We start from the raw sequence: 20,635 nt of genomic DNA on the forward strand, positions 1-20,635 counted from the left end.
TGGACGGCCTGATGACCGCATGGGATCGGGATGATTGAGGGGTAGCGGGAGCAGTGACTACGGGGAACTCCGACGGCGGCTTCGCCGCCAGGCGTGAACGCGCCAAGCGGGCACTGCCTCGGCTCGCGCTGCGCAACTGGCGAGTGAGATGGCGGTTGACCGCACTCGTCCTGGTTCCCACCATCGCCGGCGTCGTGCTCGGGGGAGCGCGCGTGGTGGAGTCCGTCCAGAGTGTCGCCGCCTTCGACCGCACGGCCGTCGCGGCCGAGCAGGCCGGGCGGATCCGCGATCTGGTGCAGGCCCTCGGGCTGGAGCGTGACACCGGTGGCTGGCACAACGCCGCCCGGACCCAGCGCAAGCGGCTGGAGAAGCCGTACGAGGAGCGCAAGGCGGAGGTCGACCGGCTCGTCAGGGCCGTGAAGGCGGACCTCGGCGCGATGGACGAGTCCTACGGCGACCGCGTCACCGACGTCGTCGCCCGCGCCCACATCGACCTGGACAACCTGCCCAGGACCAGGGCCGAGGGCCAGCGCGACACCACCCGGTACGACACGGTGCTCGACACCCTGCTCCGCCTGCACGACGAGCTGAGCCTGCTCAGCGAGGACCCCGAGATCGTCGGCCGGTTCCGCGCCCTGAGCGCCCTGACCAGGGCCAAGGAACAGGTCTCCCGCCAGCGCGTCCAGCTCCTGCGCGGCTACTACAACGCCGAGAGCGTGGACGCCAAGGAAGTCGAGCGGTTCATCGCGGCGAACGCCGCCCAGCGCAACCAGATCCAGGTCGTGACGCAGGAGGCCGGCGCCGTGACCGGCATGGAGCTGCAGCGCGCGCTGACCATCCCCGAGTACTACAACAGCGAGCTGACCAAGTCCCGGGCCGTCACGCTGGCCAGCGGCCGCGCGCCCGGCGTCCGGATCAGGGACAACCTGCTCGCCTCGACGAACCCCGACACGGCGCCGCCGGACCAGTGGTTCGAGGACAACGCCAAGGTCATCGCCGCGCTCGTCTCGGTCGAGAGCTCGCTGGGCGAGCAGGTGGCGCTGCGGTCGCAGGAGCTGCGCGACTCCGAGGTCCGCAACGCGATCATCGTCGGCACGCTGATCGTCGGGCTGCTGCTGATCGTGCTGCTGCTCACCGTCGCCATCGCCCGCTCGATGGTCACGCCGCTGCGCCGCCTGCGCACGGAAGCGCTGGAGATCGCCGGGTTCCGCCTGCCGGACGTGGTCCGCCAGCTGCGGGTCTCCGGCGAGACCACCGCCCCCGAGGTGCGCCCGATCGACGTCGCGGGCAACGACGAGATCGGCGAGGTGGCCCGCGCCTTCGACCAGGTGCACCGCCAGGCGGTGCGGCTGGCGGGCGAGGAGGCCGAGCTGCGCGGCAACATCAGCGCGATGTTCGTCAACCTCTCGCGCCGCACCCAGACGCTGGTCGAACGGCAGATCTCGCTGATCGACGGCCTGGAGAAGGGCGAGCAGGACGGCGGCCGGCTGGCCGACCTGTTCAAGCTCGACCACCTGGCCACCCGCATGCGCCGCAACTCCGAGAACCTGCTGGTCCTCGCCGGCCACGAGCCCACCCGCCGGCGCAGCCAGCCGGCGAAGCTGGTCGACGTGGTGCGCGCCGCGCTGTCGGAGGTCGAGGGGTACGAGCGCGTGCAGGTCAAGGTGCACCGCGCCACCTCGGTGCTCGGCAGCGTCGCCAACGACCTGGTCCACCTGGTGGCCGAGCTGGTGGAGAACGCGCTGCAGTTCTCGCCCAGCAACTCGCAGGTCACCGTCTCCAGCAGCCTCATCGAGGGCGGCGGGGCCCTGCTGTCGGTCACCGACAGCGGCATCAGCATGACCGAGGAGGAGCTGGCCGAGGCCAACCGCCGCCTGGCCGAGCCCCCAGTGGTGGACGTGTCGGTGTCCCGGCGCATGGGCCTGTTCGTGGTCGGCCGCCTGGCGCTGCGCCACGGCATCCGGGTGCAGCTGCGCAGGGGCGAGGGCATCGGGCTGATCGCGATGGTGCTCATCCCGCCGGCGCTCATCCAGGACGCCACCAGGCAGCCGCTGCCGCAGCGGCCCGCGTTCGGCGGGGGCAGCACGTCCGTGCCGCACCGGCCGCAGGTGCCCGCGCAGAACGGCTACCGCTCGCACGGGAGCCTCGACTCCTACGACTCCGGAGCGGGCCGGCCCGCGCTGGGGCCGTTCGGCGCCGACACCGACGCGCCGCGTCATTCCTACGACTCGGGGACGTTCCCGTCGTACCCGAGCGCGCCCCCCGGCCAGCAGGGGTTCGCGCCCGGCTCGTACCCGCCCGTCCAGCCGCCCGCCCAGGAGCGGCCCGGATCCTTCCCCTCGTTCCCGAGCCAGGAGCTGCCGCGCAGGCAGCCCGGACGCTCCGACTTCCCGAACCCGGACGTCCCGAGTCCGGAGGGTCCGCCGCCGACGGCCCGCCACGCCGCGAACGACGTGCGCAGGCCCGAGCCGCCGCCCTCGGCGGACGTCTCGCCGATGGAGGCCGAGCGGGAGGAGTACCTGCCGATCTTCGCCGCGGTGGAGTCGGCCTGGTTCCGCCGGCCGCCGGAGGAGCAGGCGCAGGAGGCAGGCGGGAGTGAGGACAGTTCCGCACAGCCCGTACCCTCTGGGGAGGAAGCGTGGCGGAACGCCGCCGACGCCGGTTGGCAGGCGGCGGCCGCCGCGAGCGACCCGAGCCTGGGCGGCGTCACCTCCGCGGGGCTCCCCAAGCGCAAGCCGAAGGCGAACCTCGTGCCGGGATCGGCCGGTCGCCCGGCGCCTCAGCAGGAGGCTCAGCCGCCCAGGCCGCCCCTGTCGGCCGAGCGGATGCGCAACAGGATGGCCAGCTTCCAGCAGGGAGTGCGGCGGGGTCGTGCGGAAGTACGCGAACAGGAGGAGCAAGAGTGAGCGAGCGTCCTGAGGAGGGCGAGTGACGACCCTCAGTCACGAGGCGCACCGGTTCGACTGGCTGATCACCGACTTCGTGCGGAACACGCCCGGGGTCGCGCACGCGGTCGTCGTATCCGCTGACGGGCTGTGCCTGGCCGCCTCCGAAGGCTTCCCGCCGGACCGGGCCGACCAGCTCGCCGCGGTGTCGGCCGGACTGCTGAGCCTCACCGTGGGAGCCTCGCGGGTGTTCGAAGGCGGGGCCGTCACGCAGACCGTGGTGGAGATGCAGCGCGGGCTGCTCATCGTCATGGCCATCAGCGACGGCTCGGTCCTGACCGTGCTGGCCGGGCCCGACTGCGACATGGGGCTGGTGGCGTACCAGATGACGCTGCTCGTCGACCGCGCGGGCCAGGCGCTCACGCCGGCGCTCCGCGCCGAGCTGCAAGCGGCTAGGACGCGGTGATGTGAATGGACATGGAGGGACAGGGCCGTGTACGGGAGTGACGGGCACGGGGACGAAGAGCCCCTGTTCCGTCCTTACGCGGTGACCGGTGGCCGTTCAGAGCCGCGCTACCACCTGGCGATGGAGACGTTGATCTCGTCGATGTCCATACCGGACGACGAGATGGCCATGCTCACTCCTGAGCAGGATGCGATCATGCAACTCTGTCGCTCGTTCCGGTCGGTCGCCGAGATCTCGGCCCTGCTCCGGGTCCCGCTGGGCGTGGCCCGCGTGCTGGTGGCGGACATGTCCGATGAAGGGCTCGTCCGCCTCCACGCGCCACGCCTCGAACAGGGACAGCCAGACCTCAACATGCTCGAAAGGGTGCTCAGTGGACTTCGCAGGCTCTAGCCCCGGCCTCACCTCGACGAAGATCGTGGTCGCGGGCGGGTTCGGCGTCGGCAAGACGACGTTCGTGGGGGCGGTGTCCGAGATCCTCCCGCTGACCACCGAGGCGGTGATGACCGACGCCTCCGCCGGGATCGACGACCTCGCCATGACGCCGAACAAGCAGACCACGACCGTGGCCATGGACTTCGGCCGGGTGTCCCTGGACCGGGACCTCATCCTCTACCTGTTCGGCACGCCCGGACAGCACCGGTTCTGGTTCATGTGGGACGACCTGGTGCGCGGCGCGATCGGTGCCGTGGTGCTGCTCGACACGCGGCGGCTGGCCGACAGCTTCCCGGCCATCGACTACTTCGAAGAGGCCCAGCTGCCCTTCATCGTGGGCATCAACGGCTGGGACGGGCAGTTCCCGCACACCGACACCGAGGTGCGCGAGGCGCTGGCCCTCTCCCCGCACGTGCCCATCGTCCGTACGGACGCGCGCAACCGCGAGTCGGTCAAGTCGACCCTGATCTCGCTGGTGGAGCACGTGGTCCGGCTCCGGGCGGCGCCGGTTTAGGTCACGCGAATTACCGGAAATATGAGGCTTGCCCACACTACGCTGCATATCTCCGGAATTGATCGTGAGGGCGTGCATGGTGTGGATCGCCTTGGCGGGCGGCCTGGCCGTCATCGGTGTGATCGTCTGGTCCTTCGGACGCGACGCCTCCCGCGCTGAGGAGGCGCCTCCCGAGCGGCCCCCGCGAGGCTGGGCGGCCGGGCTCGGTGAGGACGCCCGGGTGGCCTTCTTGGAAGGGCTCCGGGCGTACCAGGACAAGGTGGGCCCGCATCACCTCCGCGAGGACCACGGCCTGCTGGCCGTCCACGACCCGCCGAGGCTCGTCTCCCTGCACCTGCTCGCGGACCGGTTCGCCGCGCGCGGCCCGGAGGGGCTGCACGACCCCGAGGAGACGGTGCGCGCGCTGGTGACCGCGTGCGTGACCACCGAACAGCCGGGCGTCCTGCACCTGCGCCCCGGCTGGCTGGGCAGCGGCGAGGTCGACGGCATGGACCGGCGCGCCTTCGTCGAGGCCGTACGGGAGATCGTCTGTCCGGACGGCGCCGAGGGCGTCGCCGGTCGGTTCGCTGACGAGAGCGTCGGCAGCCTGGTGGTCACCCTCGCGGCCGAGGGCGGCGACTCGGGCAACACGCTGCTGCTCGACCTGGCCCGCGTCCTCGACCGCTACGAGAAGCTCCGTGCCGAGCGTCCCGGAATGCCCGCCCGCGCGCTGCTGCGCGACGTGCTGTTCCGCCTGCTGGCCGAAGACGGCCCAGGCCTGACCTGGACCGAACCACCGGCCGAGCGCCACCGCGCAGCCCTGCTCGCCGCCGGGCAACCACCCACGGAACGACGCCCGGCAAGCTGAGTCACAGACGCACGCCACCACCGTGGCGGATACCGCCGGTCTCGGGGATGCCGCCAGTGAGCCGGGCGCCGCAAGCTTGGCGGACGTGGGTGGGTCTGCAGGTCAGGAGTGGGTTTCAGGTGGTTGAGGGGGTGCGGTTGTCGATGAGGGCTTGGATGCCGTCGAGGACGCGCTGGAGGCCGAACTCGAAGGCGTGGTCGGCGCTGTAGGCGGCGCCGAGGGTCTCGCCGGCGGCCTGGCCGACCCGTGCGGCGGTGGGGAAGCGTGACGGGTCGGCGATGCGGCTGAAGAACGGCGCGTGCGCGGCCCACCACTGCTCGTCGGACATGCCGGTCTGGCTCTCCGCCTGGGCGGCCTCCACCGCGCCCCGGGCCGTGCCGTGCACGAAGCCGGTGATCAGCGTGATCACCGAGTCCATCTCCACGTCGGTCAGCCCGATGCCGTCGACCGCGCGCAGCTCGTAGTCGTACTTGGCGGTCACGTTGGGGCCGAGCACCGGGCGGCTCGCGGCCACCTGCAGCAGCCAGGGATGGCGCAGGTAGAGCGCCCAGTTCTCGCGGGCGATCAGCTCCAGCCGGGCCCGCCAGCCGCCGGGCGCCTCCTCCGGCCTGGCCGTCTCGCCGTAGACGGTGTCGAGCATGACGTCGAGCAGCTCCGGCTTGCCCGGCACGTACGTGTAGAGCGACATCGTGCCCACGCCCAGCTTCTCCGCGACCCGGCGCATGGACAGCCCCTGGAGCCCGTCGGCGTCGGCCACCTCGATGGCGGCGCGCACGATCCGGTCGACGCTCAGGTCGGGCTTGCCCTTCCGGCTGACGCGCTCGCTGGTGCGCCAGAGCAGCGCGAGGCTGCGCGCCGGGTCTCCCCTGCCGCTGTACTCCACTGTCACCCTACGTACGGTACACCGTACGGTTGCACCTCCTGAACCGGGCGCTGACGGCCGTCCTCAGGACGTGCCAGCGGCCGGACCGCTGACCTGGTGGCGGTAGAACTCGACCGGTTCCGGCGGCAGCGGGGTGTTGCCCAGGATGAGGTCGGCGGCCTTCTCCGCGAGCATCATCACCGGGGCGTAGATGTTGCCGTTCGTCACGTACGGCATGACCGAGGCGTCGACCACGCGCAACCCTCGCAGGCCGTGCACGCGCAGCGTCGCGGGGTCGACGACCGCCATCTCGTCCACGCCCATCTTGCAGGTGCACGACGGGTGCAGCGCCGTCTCGGCGTCGCGGGCCACCCACTCCAGGATCTGCTCGTCGGTCTCCACGGACGGGCCGGGGGAGAGCTCGCCGCCGTCCAGGTCCGCCCAGGCCGGCTGGGAAAGGATGTCCCTGGCGTGCCTGATCGCCTCCACCCACTCGCGGCGGTCCTGCTCCGTCGACAGGTAGTTGAAGCGCAGGGCCGGTTTGACGCGCGGGTCGGCGGAGGTGATGCGGACCGAGCCGCGGGCGTCGGAGTACATCGGGCCGATGTGCACCTGGTAGCCGTGGCCGCCGGCCGGCGCGGAGCCGTCGTAGCGCACCGCGATCGGCAGGAAGTGGAACATCAGGTTCGGGTACGCGACCTCGTCGTTGGAGCGGATGAAGCCGCCCGCCTCGAAGTGGTTGGTGGCCCCCGGCCCGCCGCGCAGGAACAGCCACTGGGCGCCGATGACCGGCCTGCGCCACTTGGCCAGCGACGGCTGCTGCGACACCGGCTGCCTGCACGCGTGCTGGACGTACACCTCCAGGTGGTCCTGCAGGTTCTCGCCGACGCCCGGCAGGTCGTGCACCATCTCGACGCCCAGCGGCTCCAGCAGCGGGGCGGGGCCGACGCCGGACAGCTGCAGCAGCTGCGGCGAGTTGACGGCGCCGCCGCAGACGACGACCTCGCCCGCGGTGATGCGCTCGCCGTCGCAGATGACCCCCACCGCGCGGTCGCCCTCGAAGACGATCCGCTCCACGAAGGCCCTGGTCCTGACCGTCAGGTTGCGGCGGCCGCGCACCGGGTGCAGGTAGGCGCGGGCCGCGCTGAGCCGGCGGCCCCGGTGCAGGTTGCGGTCGAAGGCGGCGAAGCCCTCCTGCCGGTAGCCGTTCACGTCGTCGGTGAGCGGGTGCCCGGCCTGCTGGACGGCCTCGAAGAAGGCCCGGAACAGGGGCCCGTCGGCGGGGCCGCGCTCCAGCTTGAGCGGGCCCTCGCCGCCGCGGAAATCGGTGCCCGGGTCGGCCAGGCAGCTCTCCATCTTCTTGAAGTACGGCAGGCAGTGCGCGTAGTCCCAGCTCTCCATGCCGGGGTCGGACGCCCAGCGCTCGTAGTCGAGCGGGTTGCCGCGCTGGAAGATCATGCCGTTGATGCTGCTGGAGCCGCCGAGGACCTTGCCGCGCGCGTGGTAGACGCGCCGGCCGTTCATGTGCGGCTCGGGCTCCGACTCGTACTTCCAGTCGTAGAACCTGCTGCCGATGGGGAACATCAGCGCGGCGGGCATGTGGATGAACACGTCCCACCGCCAGTCGGCGCGGCCCGCCTCCAGCACCAGCACCGACACGGACGGATCGGCGCTCAGCCGGTTGGCCAGGGCGCAGCCGGCCGAGCCGCCGCCCACGATGACATAGTCGTAGCTCACCGGGGGATCCAGTCCTTCCACACGATCTCGTTCTCCTCGACCCAGCGCTTCGCGGCCTCGGCGGCCGACAGGTCCTCGTTGATCATGTCGCTGGCGACCTTGTTCTGGTCGTCGTTGGTCCACTGGAAATTGCGGACCAGCTCGTACGCCCTGCCGCCGTTCTCGGCGAACCGCTTGCTGACGATCTTGTCGAGCAGGTACGGCGGATAGTCGCACGCGACCCTGGCCGGGCGGGCGTCACAGCCGATGGCGTGCGCGGGAAGATTGATCTTCACCAGCTTGACCTTGGTGAAAAGCCATTGCGGCTCATAGAAGTAGAGCAGCAGCGGCGTCTTGTTCTTGGTCGCCGACTGGGCGGCCTTGATCAATGCGTCCTCGCTGCCCGAGTAGACGACCTTGTAATTCAGCCGGAGATTCTTGACCAGTGCCTCGTCATTGGTGACGAACGACGGGTCACCGTCGAGCACCTGGCCGAGTTCGCCGGATTTCGGAGTCTTGAAGAGGTGCGCGTAGTCGTTGAGGTTTCTCCAGTCGGTGATGTTCGGGTGTTCCTTGGCCATCCACTCGGGGACGTACCATCCGATCACCCCCTTGTTGCCGGTGAGACCTGCGGAAAGGGCGACCTTCTTCTTCTCGATGTACTCCTCCTTGAGGTCGTTGTGACCCCAGTTCTCGACGATGACGTCGACCTCACCGGTCTCGAAGCCCTTCCAGGAGTCGGCTTCGGCCATTTCGCGCGTTTCCACCTTGTAACCGAGCTGAGTTTTGAGCAGGTGGGACAGCACGGCGGCCTGGGCCTCGTACCCGACCCAGCCGTGGATGTCGATCTTGACCGTCTGGTTGGCGTCGGCCTGCGTGCTGGGCTCCTCGCCCGTACAGGCGGTCAGGAGCAGGGCCAGCGCGAGCGGGCCGGCGAGAATCTTGGTTCGCATGAGAGTCTCCGGCGACCGTGACCCCGCCGGGGCGGGGTCACGGGTCTTGAGGGATCGGAGGGGGTTACTTGGGGATCCAGGCCTGCCACTTGTCCGGGTTGGCCTCGATCCACGCCTTGGCGGCCTCCTCACCGGACATGCCGCCGTTGGTCATGTCGTCGGACACCTTGTTCTGGTCCTCGTTGGTCCACTGGAAGTTCTTGACCAGCTCGTACGCCTTGCCGCCGGTGTCGGCGAACTTCTTGCTGACGATCTTGTCGAGGTCCATCTCCGGGTAGTCGCAGGCGACCTTCTTCGGGTCGGCGTCGCAGCCCTCGGTGTACTCCGGCAGCTTCACGCGGACCAGCTCGGTCTGGCTGAACAGCCAGTGCGGGTCCCAGAAGTAGAACAGCAGCGGCTTCTTCTGCGCCTGCGCCTGCTGGGCGCTCTTGATCAGCGCGGCCTCGCTGCCACCGGTGACGATCTTGAAGTCCAGCTTGAGGTTCTTGATGAGCGCGGCCTCGTTGCTGACGTACGACGGGTCGCCGAACAGCAGCTGGCCCTTGCCGCCCGACTCGGAGGTCTTGAACAGGTCGGCGTACTTGTTGAGGTTCTTCCAGTCGGTGATGTCGGGGTTCTCGTCGGCCATCCACTTGGGGATGTACCAGCCGATGACGCCCTTGTTGCCGGTCGAGCCCGCCTCGACGGCGACCTTCTTCTCCTCGATGTACTGCTTCTTGAGGTCCGGGTGGCCCCAGTTCTCGATGATGACGTCGACGTCGCCGGTCTCGAAGCCCTCCCAGGCGAGCTGCTCCTTGATCTCCGGCAGTTCCACGGTGTAGCCGAGCTCGTTCTTCAGCAGGTACGCCACCACGTTGGCGCTCGCCTCGTAGCCGACCCACGGGTTGATCGCGATCTTCACCGTGCCGGCCGGGGTGGCGGCGTCGGCCGAGCCCTCGGGGGAGGCGGCGGTGGTCGCCCCGCCGTCGACGGTGGCCCCGCCGCAACCGGCGGCCAGGCCCAGCGCTAAGAGGCCTGCGAACAGGCGAATTTTCATGTGAATTTCCTTTTGTGGGGCAGAGAACGCCTGTCGGCGCCCTGCGTGATGCGGTCCAGCATGACTCCGAGCAGGACGGTCGCGACACCTGCGACGAAGCCCATGCCGAAGTCGGGGCGCTGGGAGAACCCGAGCACGACGTCGTAACCGAGGGCGCCGGCGCCGACCAGCCCGCCGACGACCACCATGGCGAGCGTCAGCACGATCCCCTGGTTGGCGGCGAGCAGGATGGCCCGGCGGGCCATCGGCAGCTGCACCTTCCACAGGATCTGGGCGGAGGTGGAGCCGGTGGAGGCGGCGGCCTCGATCAGGGAGGTGGGCACGTGCCTGATGCCGTCCTCGACCAGGCGCACCACGGGCGGCACGGCGTAGATGATCGAGGCGAAGATCGCGGTGAACCGGGTGGTCCCGAACAGGGCCAGCGCCGGAAGCAGGTAGACGAACGCGGGCATGGTCTGCGCGGCGTCCAGCAGCGGGCGCTGCACGGCGGAGAACCGGTCCGAGCGCGCGGCGGCGACGCCCAGCAGCACGCCGATCGCCAGGGTCGCGACGACCGCGACGGCGACCGTGGTCAGCGTCCGCATCGAGTGCTCCCACGTGCCGAGCAGGGCGATCCCGAGCAGGCAGACCAGCGCCGTCAGCGCGGGCCGTACCCCGCTGACCCGCCAGGCGACCAGCAGCACCGCGGCGGCGACCAGCCACCACGGCGCGGTGGTGAACACCGTCTCCAGCGGGTTGAGCAGGTAGATCGTGACGGTGTCCTTGACGAACGTGGTGACGCCGTACCAGCTCGTCTCGGCCCAGAGCACGGCCTCGTTGATCGGGCGGGTGACGCTGACCGTCAGGTCCTCCGGCCACTGCCGGGGCACGAACGCCGCGGCCACCAGCCCGGCGACCGCCAGCACCCCGGCGGCGGCCACGTTGCCGCGGCCGATCCGGCTGTGCGGGTCGCGCCTGGCCACCGAGACCATCATCCGGTCCAGGATCACGGCCATGATCACGATCGCGATGCCCGCCGGCAGCATGATGCCGACCTGGGCCCTGGACAGGCCGCGGATGATGTCGGAACCGAGGCCGGGCGCGGAGATCAGGTTCGCGATGACCACCATGGACAGCGCCATCATGATGGTCTGGTTCACCGCCAGCGCCATGGTGGAGCGCGCCAACGGCAGATACACCTTGAACAGCGTCTGCGCCCGGGTGGCGCCCAGCGAGGCGGACGCCTCGACCGCGGTGGGGGAGACCTGCTCGATGGCCAGCGCCGTGATGCGGATCGCGGGCGGGATCGAGTAGATCATCGTCGCGATCACGCCGGCCGGCGCGCCGATGTGGAAGAACAGCGCGAGCGGCGCCAGGTAGGCGAACGTCGGCATGATCTGCATGACGTCCAGCACCGGCGTGACGGCCTTGCGCACCCGCGCCGACATGCCCGCCCAGATGCCCAGCGGCACGCCGATCGCCAGCGACAGCAGCACCGCCGCCGAGACCAGCGCGAGCGTCTCGACGCTCGACTCCCACAGCCCGAACACGCCGAACGAGCAGAACCCGGCCACCGCCATCAGCGCGACGCGCCGGCCGCCCGCCAGCCAGGCGAGCCCGCCCATGACCCCGATCAGCCCCGGCCAGCCCATCGCCACCAGCACCGCGTGGAAGGAGGTGTAGAGGGCGTCCACGAACAGGCGGATGTAGTTGAGGAAGTACAGGAAGAGCGGATTGTCGTTGCGGTGGTCGTCGATCCACTCGCGCAGCTCGGTGACCGCGGTGAACGGCGCCGCCTCGCTGTTGTGCGGCAGCGTGCCGGTGCCGCGGAAGGCCAGGTACGCGAGCGCGAACAGGGCCGCGACCCCCGCCGGGACCACCCACCTCGGCACGCGCAGCCTGGAGGCAGGCGTGACCGCGGTGCTGCTCATGCGCCGACCTGTGCGGCCGCGGGCGTCTCCTGACCGGAGAGGAAGGCGAGCATGTCCACCCGGTCGAACACCCCGGCCAGTTCCTCGCCGTCCATCACCCGGATCGGCCTGGAGGAGGTGGAGACGGCGCCGATGGCGTCCTTGATCAGGGTGTTGGCGGGGAGCTCCGGCCCGTCCAGGTTCTCGCGCTCCTCCGGCGGCCGGGCGATCCAGTGCAGCGTCAGCACGTGGCTCCTGGGCACGTCCCGTACGAAGTCCGCCACGTAGTCGTCGGCCGGCGCGCCCACCAGCTCCTCGGGGGTGCCGAGCTGGACGATCCGGCCGTCCCGCATGATCGCGATGCGCTCGCCGAGCTTGAGCGCCTCGGACAGGTCGTGGGTGATGAACACCATCGTCTTGCCGACCTCGCGGTGCAGGCGGACGACCTCGGCCTGCATGTCGCGGCGGATTAGCGGGTCCAGCGCGCTGAACGGCTCGTCGAACAGCATCACCTGCGGGTCCACGGCGAGCGCGCGGGCCAGGCCGACGCGCTGCTGCATGCCGCCGGAGAGCTGGTCGGGGTAGGAGTCGGCGTGGCCGTCCAGGCCCACCAGCGACAGGATCTCCCTGGCCCGCTCGTGCCTGGCGGCCTTGGCGGCGCCCTGGACCTCCAGCCCGTACGCCACGTTGTCGATCACTCTGCGGTGCGGCAGCAGGCCGAAGTGCTGGAAGACCATGCTGACGTGGTGCCGGCGCAGATCGCGGAGCTTGGCCGGGGAGGCGCCGATCACGTCCTCGCCGCCGATCGTCACGCGGCCGGCCGTGGGCTCGATGAGGCGGGTGAGGCACCGTACGAGGGTGGACTTGCCGCTGCCGGACAGGCCCATGACGACGAAGACCTCGCCGGGGCGGACCTCGAATCCGACGTCCCTGACGGCGGCGGTGCAGCCGGTCTTCTCTCGAAGCGCGGCGGGATCCAGGTGTTTGTCCTCGCTCGCCAGCACTCTCTCGGACTTGGGCCCGAAAATCTTCCAGAGCCCTTCGACCGCGATGGCCGCGTTGTCAGGGGACACCCCGTACTCCTCGCCTTCTCGCCCAGGGGGCTCAACATATGGGGTTAAGAAAGCAAATCTCAACGTTGTGACCGTTAGGAGACCTCTGTGCATCTGCGGTGTTACGTCGTTGGATCGTTCCAAACACCCATTTCTGGACATAGGCGGGCGTAATGCAATATTTCTCGCCATATGGTCTTCATAAGTGGAGCTCCAGGTTCTATGCTCATGCGTCACACTGCTTGACTTATGTCGCGTTATGGTCGCTTGGCTGGCCTGGCGCGGGTGTGTTCCAATTACCCGAGCTTGCATGGATTTCCCCACAGGTCACGAGGCCTTGCATATACGCCGATACTGGGCGAGAGGTTGCGTTCGGTGAGTACAGAGTTAGCAGAGCGGCCGCCGGAGGAAGGCAGGTGGCGGCTGCGTAATTGGCGGGTCCGCGCCAGGCTGGTCGCCCTGATCCTGGTGCCGACGGCTGCCGCCGTGCTCCTGGGCGGGATCCAGGTCTTCGCCTCGACGGGCGCGGCCGCCGACTACGCCCGCATCAACCAGCTCGCCCGGCTGAGCGAGCAGGTCGGCGGTCTCATCCACGAGATGTCCGGGGAACGCGCCAGAGTCTCCTGGCACATCGCCCGGAACCGCCCCCAGGCTCAGCTTCCCGACGTACGCGCCCAGATCGGCAGGACCGACGCCGCCATCCGCGAGGTGAGAGACACCGCCGGCCAGCTGCTCGGCGGGGTCAGCGGCCGTACCGCCGACCAGATCGAGAACATGCTCAACCGGTTCGACGACCTGGACGGGCTGCGCGACCAGGCCATCGAGGCCGACCTGCTCCCCGCCCCGGCCGTCGAGCTCTACACCACCGTGATCAACGACCTGCTCTCCATCCACGACGAGCTGGTCAGCGGCAGCCAGGACGACGAGCTGTTCCGGCAGACCCGCATGCTCGACGCGCTGGCCCGCGTCAAGGAGAGCGTCTCCCTCCAGCAGGCCCTGCTCACCACCGCGCTGGTGGAAGGTTCCTTCGGCCAGGAGCAGCTCAAGACCTTCCTCGGCGAGCTGTCCCGCGAGGAGAACCAGCGCGAGGCCTTCTCCGAGGAGGCCACGGCCGGGGAACGGCGCTTCTTCGACGAGACCGTCAACGGCCGCTCCGCCGACGACATGCTGTTCCTGCGCGAGCTGGTGCTCATCCGGGCCACCGCGGGGCAGACGCTGCGCGGCCTCGACCTGGCCAAGCGCGACGACGCCGGGCAGTGGTTCGAGGCGTCCACCGTCGTCATCGACTCCCTGCGCACGGTCGAGCAGCGCCAGGCCGCCGGCATCCTCAGCCGCAGCGAGTCGCTCAGCTCCGGCGAGCAGCAGAGCGCGTACCTGATCGCGGGCGCGGTCATCGCCCTGCTCATCGCCGTCCTGGCGATCACCACCGGGGTGGCGCGCTCCCTCGTCCGCCCGCTGCGCCGGCTGCGCGCCGAGGCCCTGGAGATCGCCGGAAGGCGGCTGCCCGACTTCGTCCAGCACCTGCGGGAGTCCCGCGACGGCGCGGTCGACGCGGAGGTGCCGCCCATCGGCGTCTTCTCCCGCGACGAGGTCGGCGAGGTGGCCAGGGCCTTCGACGAGGTCCACCGGGAGGCCGTGCGGCTGGCCGGCGACGAGGCCAGGCTACGCGCCAACGTCAACGCGATGTTCGTCAACCTGTCGCGGCGCAGCCAGACGCTGGTCGAGCGGCAGCTCACCCTCATCGAGCGCCTGGAGCGCGGCGAGCGCGACGACGACCGGCTGGCCGACCTGTTCAAGCTCGACCACCTGGCCACCCGCATGCGCCGCAACTCCGAGAACCTGCTGGTCCTCGCCGGCCAGGAGGCCGCGCGTAAGTGGAGCCAGCCGGTCGAGCTCATGGACGTGGTCCGCGCCGCGCTGGGCGAGGTCGAGAGCTACGACCGCGTCAGCATCCAGGTCCAGTCGGACGCGGCCATCGCCGGCCAGGCCGTCAACGACGTCGTGCACCTGCTGGCCGAGCTGATCGAGAACGCCGTGTCGTTCTCCTCGCGCGACACCAAGGTCATCATCTCCAGCAGCCGCATCGACGGCGGCGGGCTCATGGTCGCCGTCACCGACCAGGGCATCGGCATGAGCCCGGAGGAGCTCTCCGAGTCCAACTGGCGGCTGGCCCACCCGCCGGTCGTGGACGTGTCGGTGTCGCGCCGGATGGGCCTGTTCGTGGTCGGCCGGCTGGCCCTGCGGCACAACATCAAGGTCCAGTTGCGCCGCCAGGACGTGGGCGGGCTCACCGCCATGGTCCTGCTCCCGGAGGCGCTGCTCACCCCCGTCCCCGGCGCCTCGGCCACCGCGCCGCCGTTCCCGCAGGCCGCCGCGTCCCAGGACCCGCCGTCGTTCGCGCACGTGCCGATGCAGGCCAGCACCGCGCACCCGGGCATCGGCCACCCGTCCATGCCGGGCACGGCGCATCCGTCGATGGACTCGCTCCCCGAGCCGTCGTCGTGGTTCAACTCGACGCACACCCAGTCGGGTGACGTCTCACGCGACAGCGTCTTCGGCGCCGACCCGCCGCGGGGTTTTCCCTCGGACGGCGCGTTCGCCGACCCGCCGCGCGGCTTCGCCGGGGACGGCGCCTCCGGCGACGGCCCGCGTGACTTCCAGCAGGACGGCGCGTTCGGCGGGGAACTGCCGCGTCGCCTGCCGCCGGACAACGGCACGGGCGGAGAGCTGCCGCGCCGCCTCGCCGCCGACAACGGGGCCTCCGGGGGCCTGCCGCGCCGCCTGCCGCCGGAGCAGCCGGCCTTCCCGCAGCAGGGCGACTACCTACCCGTCCACGCCTCGATGGAGCCGAGCCCCGAGGTGTCGAGCTGGTTCACCAAGCCCGCCTTCACCGACGAGCGGGACCAGCCCGGCACCGGCCCCGATCCGGCCTGGTCGTCGGGCGACTCGTGGTCCGCGCAGGGCGACACCGCCGCCATCCCCAAGATCGACATCTCCGCGCCGCCGCCCGAGCCGTCCCACAGCGGCAGCTGGTCCTCGCCCGCCGACAACGGCTGGCAGGCCGCCGGCGCGGTCCGCGAACCGGCGCTCGGCGGCACGACCAGCTCCGGGCTGCCCAAACGGACGCCCAGGGCGAACCTGGTGCCGGGTACCGCGGCGCCGGCCCCGCCGCCGGCGCCCGCGCCCCCGGTGTCCCCCGACCGACTCCGCAGCAGGCTCTCCAGCTACCAGCAGGGCGTCCGCAAGGGACGCGCCGAGCTAGAGGAGGACTGATGAAGGATTTGAGCCAGGCGGCAAGAGACGTCAACTGGCTGGTGTCCAACTTCGTGGAGGAGGTGCCCGGCGCCGCGCACGCCGTGGTGGTCTCGGCCGACGGGCTGCCGATGGCCTTCTCCCGCGGCTTCCCGAAGGACCGGGCCGACCAGCTGTCGGCCATCGCGGCCGGCCTGGTCAGCCTGACCCAGGGCTCGGCCAGGGTCTTCGAGGGCGGCAACGTCGTGCAGACCCTGGTGGAGATGGAACGCGGCCTGCTCCTGGTGATGTCGATCAGCGACGGATCCTGCCTGGCGGTGCTGGCCGCACCCGATTGCGACATGGGCCTGGTGGCCTACCAGATGACGGTCCTGGTGGAGCGTGCGGGGCAGGTGCTGACGCCTGACGTGCGCGCGGAACTGTCGGCCGTGCGACCGTGGTGATGGGAGTAGGACGTTGGCATCGTGGCATGGCGGGGAGCCGGAGCCAGAGCGCAGCTCACTGGTCAGGATGTACGCCGTCACGGGCGGCCGTACACGCAGCACGCTCGCGATGGAGGCGCTCGTCTCGTCGGCGACGTCCATCCAGCTCGGCCATACCTACACGCGTGAGTACCGGCAGATCAGCGAGCTGTGCCGGCAGGTGAGGTCGGTCGCGGAGATCTCCGCGCTGCTGGCCATGCCCCTCGGCGTGGCACGGGTGCTGATCGCCGACATGGAGGCGGAAGGGCTGGTCAGGGTGTACCAGCCGCAGTTGGACGCAGGCAAGCCGGACAGGGGCCTGCTCGAAAGGGTGCTCAGTGGACTTCGCAGGCTCTAACGCCGGGCTCACCTCGACGAAGATCGTGGTGGCCGGCGGGTTCGGGGTGGGCAAGACGACGTTCGTGGGGGCGGTGTCCGAGATCATGCCGCTCACCACGGAGGCGGTGATGACGGACGCCTCGGCCGCGGTGGACGACCTCTCGCTCACCCCGACCAAGACGACCACCACGGTGGCGATGGACTTCGGCCGCGTGTCCCTGGACCGCGACCTGATCCTCTACCTGTTCGGCACGCCGGGCCAGCACCGGTTCTGGTTCATGTGGGACGACCTGGTGAAGGGCGCGATCGGCGCGGTCGTGCTGGTCGACACGCGCCGGCTCGCCGACAGCTTCCCGGCCATCGACTACTTCGAAGAGGCCAAGCTGCCGTTCGTGATCGCGCTCAACGGCTGGGACGGGCAGTTCCCGCACGTGGAGAACGAGGTCAGGGACGCGCTCACCCTCGCCGCGCACATCCCGATCGTCCGCACGGACGCCCGCAGCCGCGAGGCGGTCAAGTCGACCCTCATCACCCTGGTCGAGCACGCGCTGACCGTCCGCTCCTACTGAGGCCGGCCCGACCACCAGTACGCCGCCACGAGCTCCGCCACCAGGGTCTCCGTCAGCAGGCGGACGTCCGGGTCGTCGTCGTGCGCGTACCGCACGACGGCCGCCGCGTCCTTCACCTCGCCGCCGACCGCGACGACCGTGGAGCCGCGCTCGCGTACCCAGTCCATGGCCTGCTCGTCGTAGCGGGAGCCGGGGAACAGCAGCGCCCGGTAGGACAGCGTCTTCGTCAGGTAGACGTCCACGTGCGCCCAGTCGCCCGTCTCGCAGGCGTCGGCCGGCCTGCGGGGCCCCTCGCGCACCATGAGCGCCGACTGCTCCGCGGACGAGAGCCGCTCGGCCGGGGCGATCGCGTAGACGCCGTTCGGCCCGTTCAGCAGCTCCAGCACCATCGGCAGCCAGGCGTCGCGCCGCTCCAGCAGGTCGGCCGTGGCCTCGGCGGCCCGCCGCACCAGCCCGGCCACGTCGCGGCCCGCGCCGGTGAGGCGGGACTCCAGGGCGAGCAGCAGGGCGAGCGTGTGCTGGAACGTCCGGCACGCCACCCCGCCGCGCTCCTCGCCCGCGTGCATGGGCACCACCAGGCCGGCGGCCTGCGCCAGCGCGGAGCCGGGCGCGTTGGTGAGCGCCATCAGGAACGACGCGCCGCCCGCGTACCGTTCGACCGCGTCCAGCGTCTCCCGGCTCCCGCCGGTCGCCGAGATCGGGACGACCAGCGTACGGGGGCCGGGCGGGAACGTCGCGGCGGCCGAGGCGTACTCGGCCCAGGCGTCCACCCCGGCGGCGCGCAGGCGCAGCGCGGCGACCCCGGCGGCGTACCGCGAGCTGCCCATGCCCAGGAAGAGCACCCTCCCGATGCCCTCGGGCAGCCCCGCGAACGGGTCCGCGGCGTCGAGCGCCCCGGCCAGTTCGGTGAGCGCGGCGGGCTTGGCCTCCAGGTCGGCCAGGAAGAGGTCGGGGTTCACAGGTTCTCCATCCAGTTGCGCAGCACGCCCATGGGGGCGTACCTCCAGCGGGGCAGGTGGCGTGCCGCGTAGATGAGCTCGCGGCACTCCTGCTCCACCTCGAAGGGCCGGACCAGGGATTCGTCCAGCAGGTCAGGTCGGCCGCCCGCGGCCAGGCGGCCCTCGTAGGCGGCGAGCATCAGGGCACGGGCCTCGGCGGCCCAGCGCGCCGCCCGCTCGGCGGGCAGGTCGCGGCGCTTGACCGCGACCTGGGCGACGTGCTCGATGCTGGTGGTCAGCTGGGCGACGTCGCGCGCGGCGGGCTGGTACGGGTCGGCCTCGGAGACGGTCGGGTTGCCGTCGAAGTCGATGACCGCGTAGCCGTCGCGCCACCGCAGGATCTGGCCGACGTGCAGGTCGCCGTGGATCCGGATCAGCGGGGTGGGGCCGGTGGAGGCCAGCGGCGCCAGCTCCGCGCGCAGGCGGCCGGCGACGGTCTCCAGCCAGGCGCCGTCGGGGCCGCCGGTCAGCGCCAGGGCCTCGCCGAGGGCGTCCTCGGCACGCGGACGGTGGTCGCGCGGGGCCGCGCCCCTGCCGTCGCCGGGGAGGGTGGCGAGCGTGAGGTGGAGGTCGGCCGCCAGGGCGCCGAGGACCGGGGCGAAGGCGGTGTCGCCGGTCTCGGCGTCGTCCACGCACCAGGTCCAGCCGTCCGTGGCGTCCGGGAGGTAGCCGGTGACGAGTGCCAGGAGACGGGAGCCGGCGAGCAGCGCGGCGTAGGGCGGCGCGGTGTGCGGGAAGCCGGTGCGTGCCAGATGGGGGAGTACGTCGAGCGCCGGATGGGGAAGCGGGACCGGCGGTGTGAGCCATTTCACGACGACGCGCTCGTCCACCACTACCGAGTAGTTCGTCTGATCGACATGGGCGCCGAAGTCCCGCTCGGCGGGCACCCCGATGTGACATCCGGGCGTGTCGTACGAGAGGCTTGGCAACGGCAGGAAGCGCCGGACCTCGAAGGGCGGCGGCACCTCGCCGTCCAACAGCCGCAGCACCGCGGCTGTGAGACCGCGCTCTCGGTCGGTGAGCGGCTTCTCACCCAGAGACAGCAGCCGTTCCCAAATTGAATCCGAATTCAACACTTAGATCAAACTTCCAGGTAGCAATGTCTACCAAAGTCTTGCTCATGTTGATTTCTGCTGCAACACTCCTGGTCTGGTCTGCCGTGCCCGGTTGGTCGCGCGACCCCCCGTACATGCACATCTCATAAGGAGTAGCGGCCGTGTTCCGAACCCGGTTCACCCGTCGTCTTCCGGCTGCCGCCGTGGCCGCCGGCCTCGCGCTCGCCGTCGCGGCGTGCGGCGGTGGATCGACTGACAGCGCAGAGACGGCGACGCAGACGGCAGCCGCCCTGAACCCCAACGCGGACCTGACCAAGCAGTCGCTCGCGGTGACCGTGTGGGACGGTTACACCCCCAAAGAGCTGCAGGACATGGTCAAGCGGGATCTGAAGATCTCCGAGCTCAACGTCACCCTCCACGACACCAACGAAGTCGCGATGACGAAGCTGACCGCCGGGGGCGACAGCGGCATCGACGTGGCCTTCGTCTCGGGACAGTACGCCCAGGCGCTCAACGAGCAGGGCCTGCTGGAGCCGATCCACGCCGAGCTCATCCCCAACCTGGCCAACCTCTACCCCGAGGCCACCCAGCTCTCCTACGACAAGGGCAACAAGTTCTCGGTCCCCTACACCTGGGGCACGACCGGCATCTGCTACCGCAGCGACCTGGTGAAGCAGGAGCCGACGAGCTGGAACGACATCCTCAAGCCCCCGGCCTGGGCCGAGAAGAAGGTCACCATGATGACCACCGAGCGCTGGCTGGCCCTGCCCGCGATCAAGGCCCTCGGCTACTCGGTCAACACCGACAAGGACGACGAGATCGCCAAGGTCAAGGAGCTGCTCCTGGAGGCCAAGCCGCACCTGCTGGCCTACGACGACCTCACCTTCGGCGACCGGCTGATCAAGGGCGAGGCCGTCATGGCCGAGGCGTGGGACGGCTGGTGCCCGACCACGGACGAGAAGCAGAACATCAAGTTCGTGGTTCCGAAGGAGGGCAGCGACCTCTGGGTGGACACCATGGTGATCATGAAGACCTCCAAGAACAAGGAGGCCGCGCACGCCTTCATCAACTACATCCTCAGCCCCGACGTGCACCGCTGGGCGGCCGAGAACATCAACTACATGGTGCCGAACAAGGCCGCCATGGACAAGGTGAAGATCGTCCCCGGCTCGCTGCTCGGCACCAAGCCGGCCGAGCTGCTCAACGGTGAGTCGATCATCGACATCGGCCAGGCCAGCACCAAGTACACCCGCCTGGCGTCCGAGATCAAGGCCGAGTAGGTGTGAAGGACAAGCCAGAAGCCCGGCCG

General features: G+C 70.4%; 18 protein-coding genes. 10 read left to right on the top strand and 8 right to left on the bottom strand.

The annotated features are described in order from the left end of the window. Nucleotides 1-53: 53 nt before the first annotated feature. The 5 genes from ACZ6YG_RS23005 to ACZ6YG_RS23025 all read left to right on the top strand — a co-directional run bounded on the left by ACZ6YG_RS23005 (nucleotide 54) and on the right by ACZ6YG_RS23025 (nucleotide 5,144). Nucleotides 54-2,906 (top strand): sensor histidine kinase, encoded by a 2,853-nt coding sequence (locus tag ACZ6YG_RS23005; RefSeq protein ID WP_466019147.1) that lies wholly within the window; start codon nucleotides 54-56, stop codon nucleotides 2,904-2,906. A gap of 22 nt (nucleotides 2,907-2,928) precedes the next feature. After that, nucleotides 2,929-3,351 carry a roadblock/LC7 domain-containing protein gene (locus ACZ6YG_RS23010; RefSeq protein WP_148033820.1) on the top strand — a complete coding sequence of 141 codons (423 nt, stop codon included), beginning with the start codon at nucleotides 2,929-2,931 and terminating at the stop codon, nucleotides 3,349-3,351. Nucleotides 3,352-3,378: 27 nt separating this feature from the next. After that, entirely contained in the window at nucleotides 3,379-3,741 is a 363-nt protein-coding gene (locus tag ACZ6YG_RS23015; RefSeq protein WP_148033819.1) for a DUF742 domain-containing protein, read from the top strand. Continuing rightward, nucleotides 3,722-4,297, top strand: coding sequence for a GTP-binding protein (locus tag ACZ6YG_RS23020; protein WP_148033818.1), 576 nt, complete (start codon nucleotides 3,722-3,724; stop codon nucleotides 4,295-4,297). The genes ACZ6YG_RS23015 and ACZ6YG_RS23020 overlap by 20 nt, the downstream gene beginning before the upstream one ends. 76 nt (nucleotides 4,298-4,373) lie before the next feature. After that, nucleotides 4,374-5,144, top strand: a complete 771-nt coding sequence (locus ACZ6YG_RS23025; RefSeq protein ID WP_466019148.1) for a hypothetical protein — start codon at nucleotides 4,374-4,376, stop codon at nucleotides 5,142-5,144. A gap of 115 nt (nucleotides 5,145-5,259) precedes the next feature. On the opposite strand, the gene ACZ6YG_RS23030 is transcribed toward ACZ6YG_RS23025, so the two are convergent. The 6 genes from ACZ6YG_RS23030 to ACZ6YG_RS23055 form a co-directional block, all read right to left on the bottom strand. Further along, nucleotides 5,260-6,033 (bottom strand): TetR/AcrR family transcriptional regulator C-terminal domain-containing protein, encoded by a 774-nt coding sequence (locus tag ACZ6YG_RS23030; protein WP_466019149.1) that lies wholly within the window; start codon nucleotides 6,031-6,033, stop codon nucleotides 5,260-5,262. Nucleotides 6,034-6,090: 57 nt separating this feature from the next. Next, on the bottom strand, nucleotides 6,091-7,743 hold the full coding sequence (gene betA / locus ACZ6YG_RS23035; RefSeq protein WP_466019150.1) for a choline dehydrogenase: 1,653 nt from the start codon (nucleotides 7,741-7,743) through the stop codon (nucleotides 6,091-6,093). Next, complete coding sequence (locus ACZ6YG_RS23040; protein ID WP_148033814.1) at nucleotides 7,740-8,675, bottom strand: ABC transporter substrate-binding protein; 936 nt, start codon at nucleotides 8,673-8,675, stop codon at nucleotides 7,740-7,742. The genes betA and ACZ6YG_RS23040 overlap by 4 nt, the downstream gene beginning before the upstream one ends. Before the next feature lie 64 nt (nucleotides 8,676-8,739). Then, the gene (locus tag ACZ6YG_RS23045; RefSeq protein ID WP_466019151.1) at nucleotides 8,740-9,711 is read right to left on the bottom strand and encodes an ABC transporter substrate-binding protein; all 972 of its coding nucleotides are present in this window, start codon (nucleotides 9,709-9,711) and stop codon (nucleotides 8,740-8,742) included. Continuing rightward, the gene (locus ACZ6YG_RS23050) at nucleotides 9,708-11,621 is read right to left on the bottom strand and encodes an ABC transporter permease (protein ID WP_466019152.1); all 1,914 of its coding nucleotides are present in this window, start codon (nucleotides 11,619-11,621) and stop codon (nucleotides 9,708-9,710) included. The genes ACZ6YG_RS23045 and ACZ6YG_RS23050 overlap by 4 nt, the downstream gene beginning before the upstream one ends. Continuing rightward, nucleotides 11,618-12,673, bottom strand: a complete 1,056-nt coding sequence (locus ACZ6YG_RS23055) for a quaternary amine ABC transporter ATP-binding protein (protein WP_466019153.1) — start codon at nucleotides 12,671-12,673, stop codon at nucleotides 11,618-11,620. The genes ACZ6YG_RS23050 and ACZ6YG_RS23055 overlap by 4 nt, the downstream gene beginning before the upstream one ends. Nucleotides 12,674-13,027: 354 nt before the next feature. Here ACZ6YG_RS23055 and ACZ6YG_RS23060 point away from each other — a divergent pair, with 354 nt between their 5' ends. From ACZ6YG_RS23060 to ACZ6YG_RS23075, 4 genes are all read left to right on the top strand, one after another. After that, the gene (locus tag ACZ6YG_RS23060; RefSeq protein WP_466019154.1) at nucleotides 13,028-15,925 is read left to right on the top strand and encodes a sensor histidine kinase; all 2,898 of its coding nucleotides are present in this window, start codon (nucleotides 13,028-13,030) and stop codon (nucleotides 15,923-15,925) included. Then, nucleotides 15,925-16,347: a roadblock/LC7 domain-containing protein gene (locus ACZ6YG_RS23065; RefSeq protein WP_148033809.1), complete on the top strand. Its 423-nt coding sequence runs from the start codon at nucleotides 15,925-15,927 to the stop codon at nucleotides 16,345-16,347. The genes ACZ6YG_RS23060 and ACZ6YG_RS23065 overlap by 1 nt, the downstream gene beginning before the upstream one ends. 67 nt (nucleotides 16,348-16,414) lie before the next feature. Beyond that, nucleotides 16,415-16,723: a DUF742 domain-containing protein gene (locus tag ACZ6YG_RS23070; protein ID WP_246640374.1), complete on the top strand. Its 309-nt coding sequence runs from the start codon at nucleotides 16,415-16,417 to the stop codon at nucleotides 16,721-16,723. After that, nucleotides 16,704-17,273, top strand: a complete 570-nt coding sequence (locus tag ACZ6YG_RS23075) for a GTP-binding protein (protein ID WP_148033807.1) — start codon at nucleotides 16,704-16,706, stop codon at nucleotides 17,271-17,273. The genes ACZ6YG_RS23070 and ACZ6YG_RS23075 overlap by 20 nt, the downstream gene beginning before the upstream one ends. Here ACZ6YG_RS23075 and ACZ6YG_RS23080 read toward each other — a convergent pair. Both ACZ6YG_RS23080 and ACZ6YG_RS23085 read right to left on the bottom strand, forming a co-directional pair. Next, nucleotides 17,267-18,232, bottom strand: a complete 966-nt coding sequence (locus ACZ6YG_RS23080) for an SIS domain-containing protein (protein ID WP_148033806.1) — start codon at nucleotides 18,230-18,232, stop codon at nucleotides 17,267-17,269. The genes ACZ6YG_RS23075 and ACZ6YG_RS23080 overlap by 7 nt on opposite strands. After that, nucleotides 18,229-19,260: a hypothetical protein gene (locus ACZ6YG_RS23085; RefSeq protein WP_466019155.1), complete on the bottom strand. Its 1,032-nt coding sequence runs from the start codon at nucleotides 19,258-19,260 to the stop codon at nucleotides 18,229-18,231. Before ACZ6YG_RS23085 ends, ACZ6YG_RS23080 begins: the two co-directional genes overlap by 4 nt. A gap of 227 nt (nucleotides 19,261-19,487) precedes the next feature. On the opposite strand from ACZ6YG_RS23085, the gene ACZ6YG_RS23090 reads away from it, so the two are divergent. Continuing rightward, nucleotides 19,488-20,606, top strand: coding sequence for a polyamine ABC transporter substrate-binding protein (locus tag ACZ6YG_RS23090; protein WP_148033804.1), 1,119 nt, complete (start codon nucleotides 19,488-19,490; stop codon nucleotides 20,604-20,606). Nucleotides 20,607-20,635: the final 29 nt, after the last annotated feature.

The organism is Nonomuraea sp. NPDC054003, from assembly GCF_055585125.1.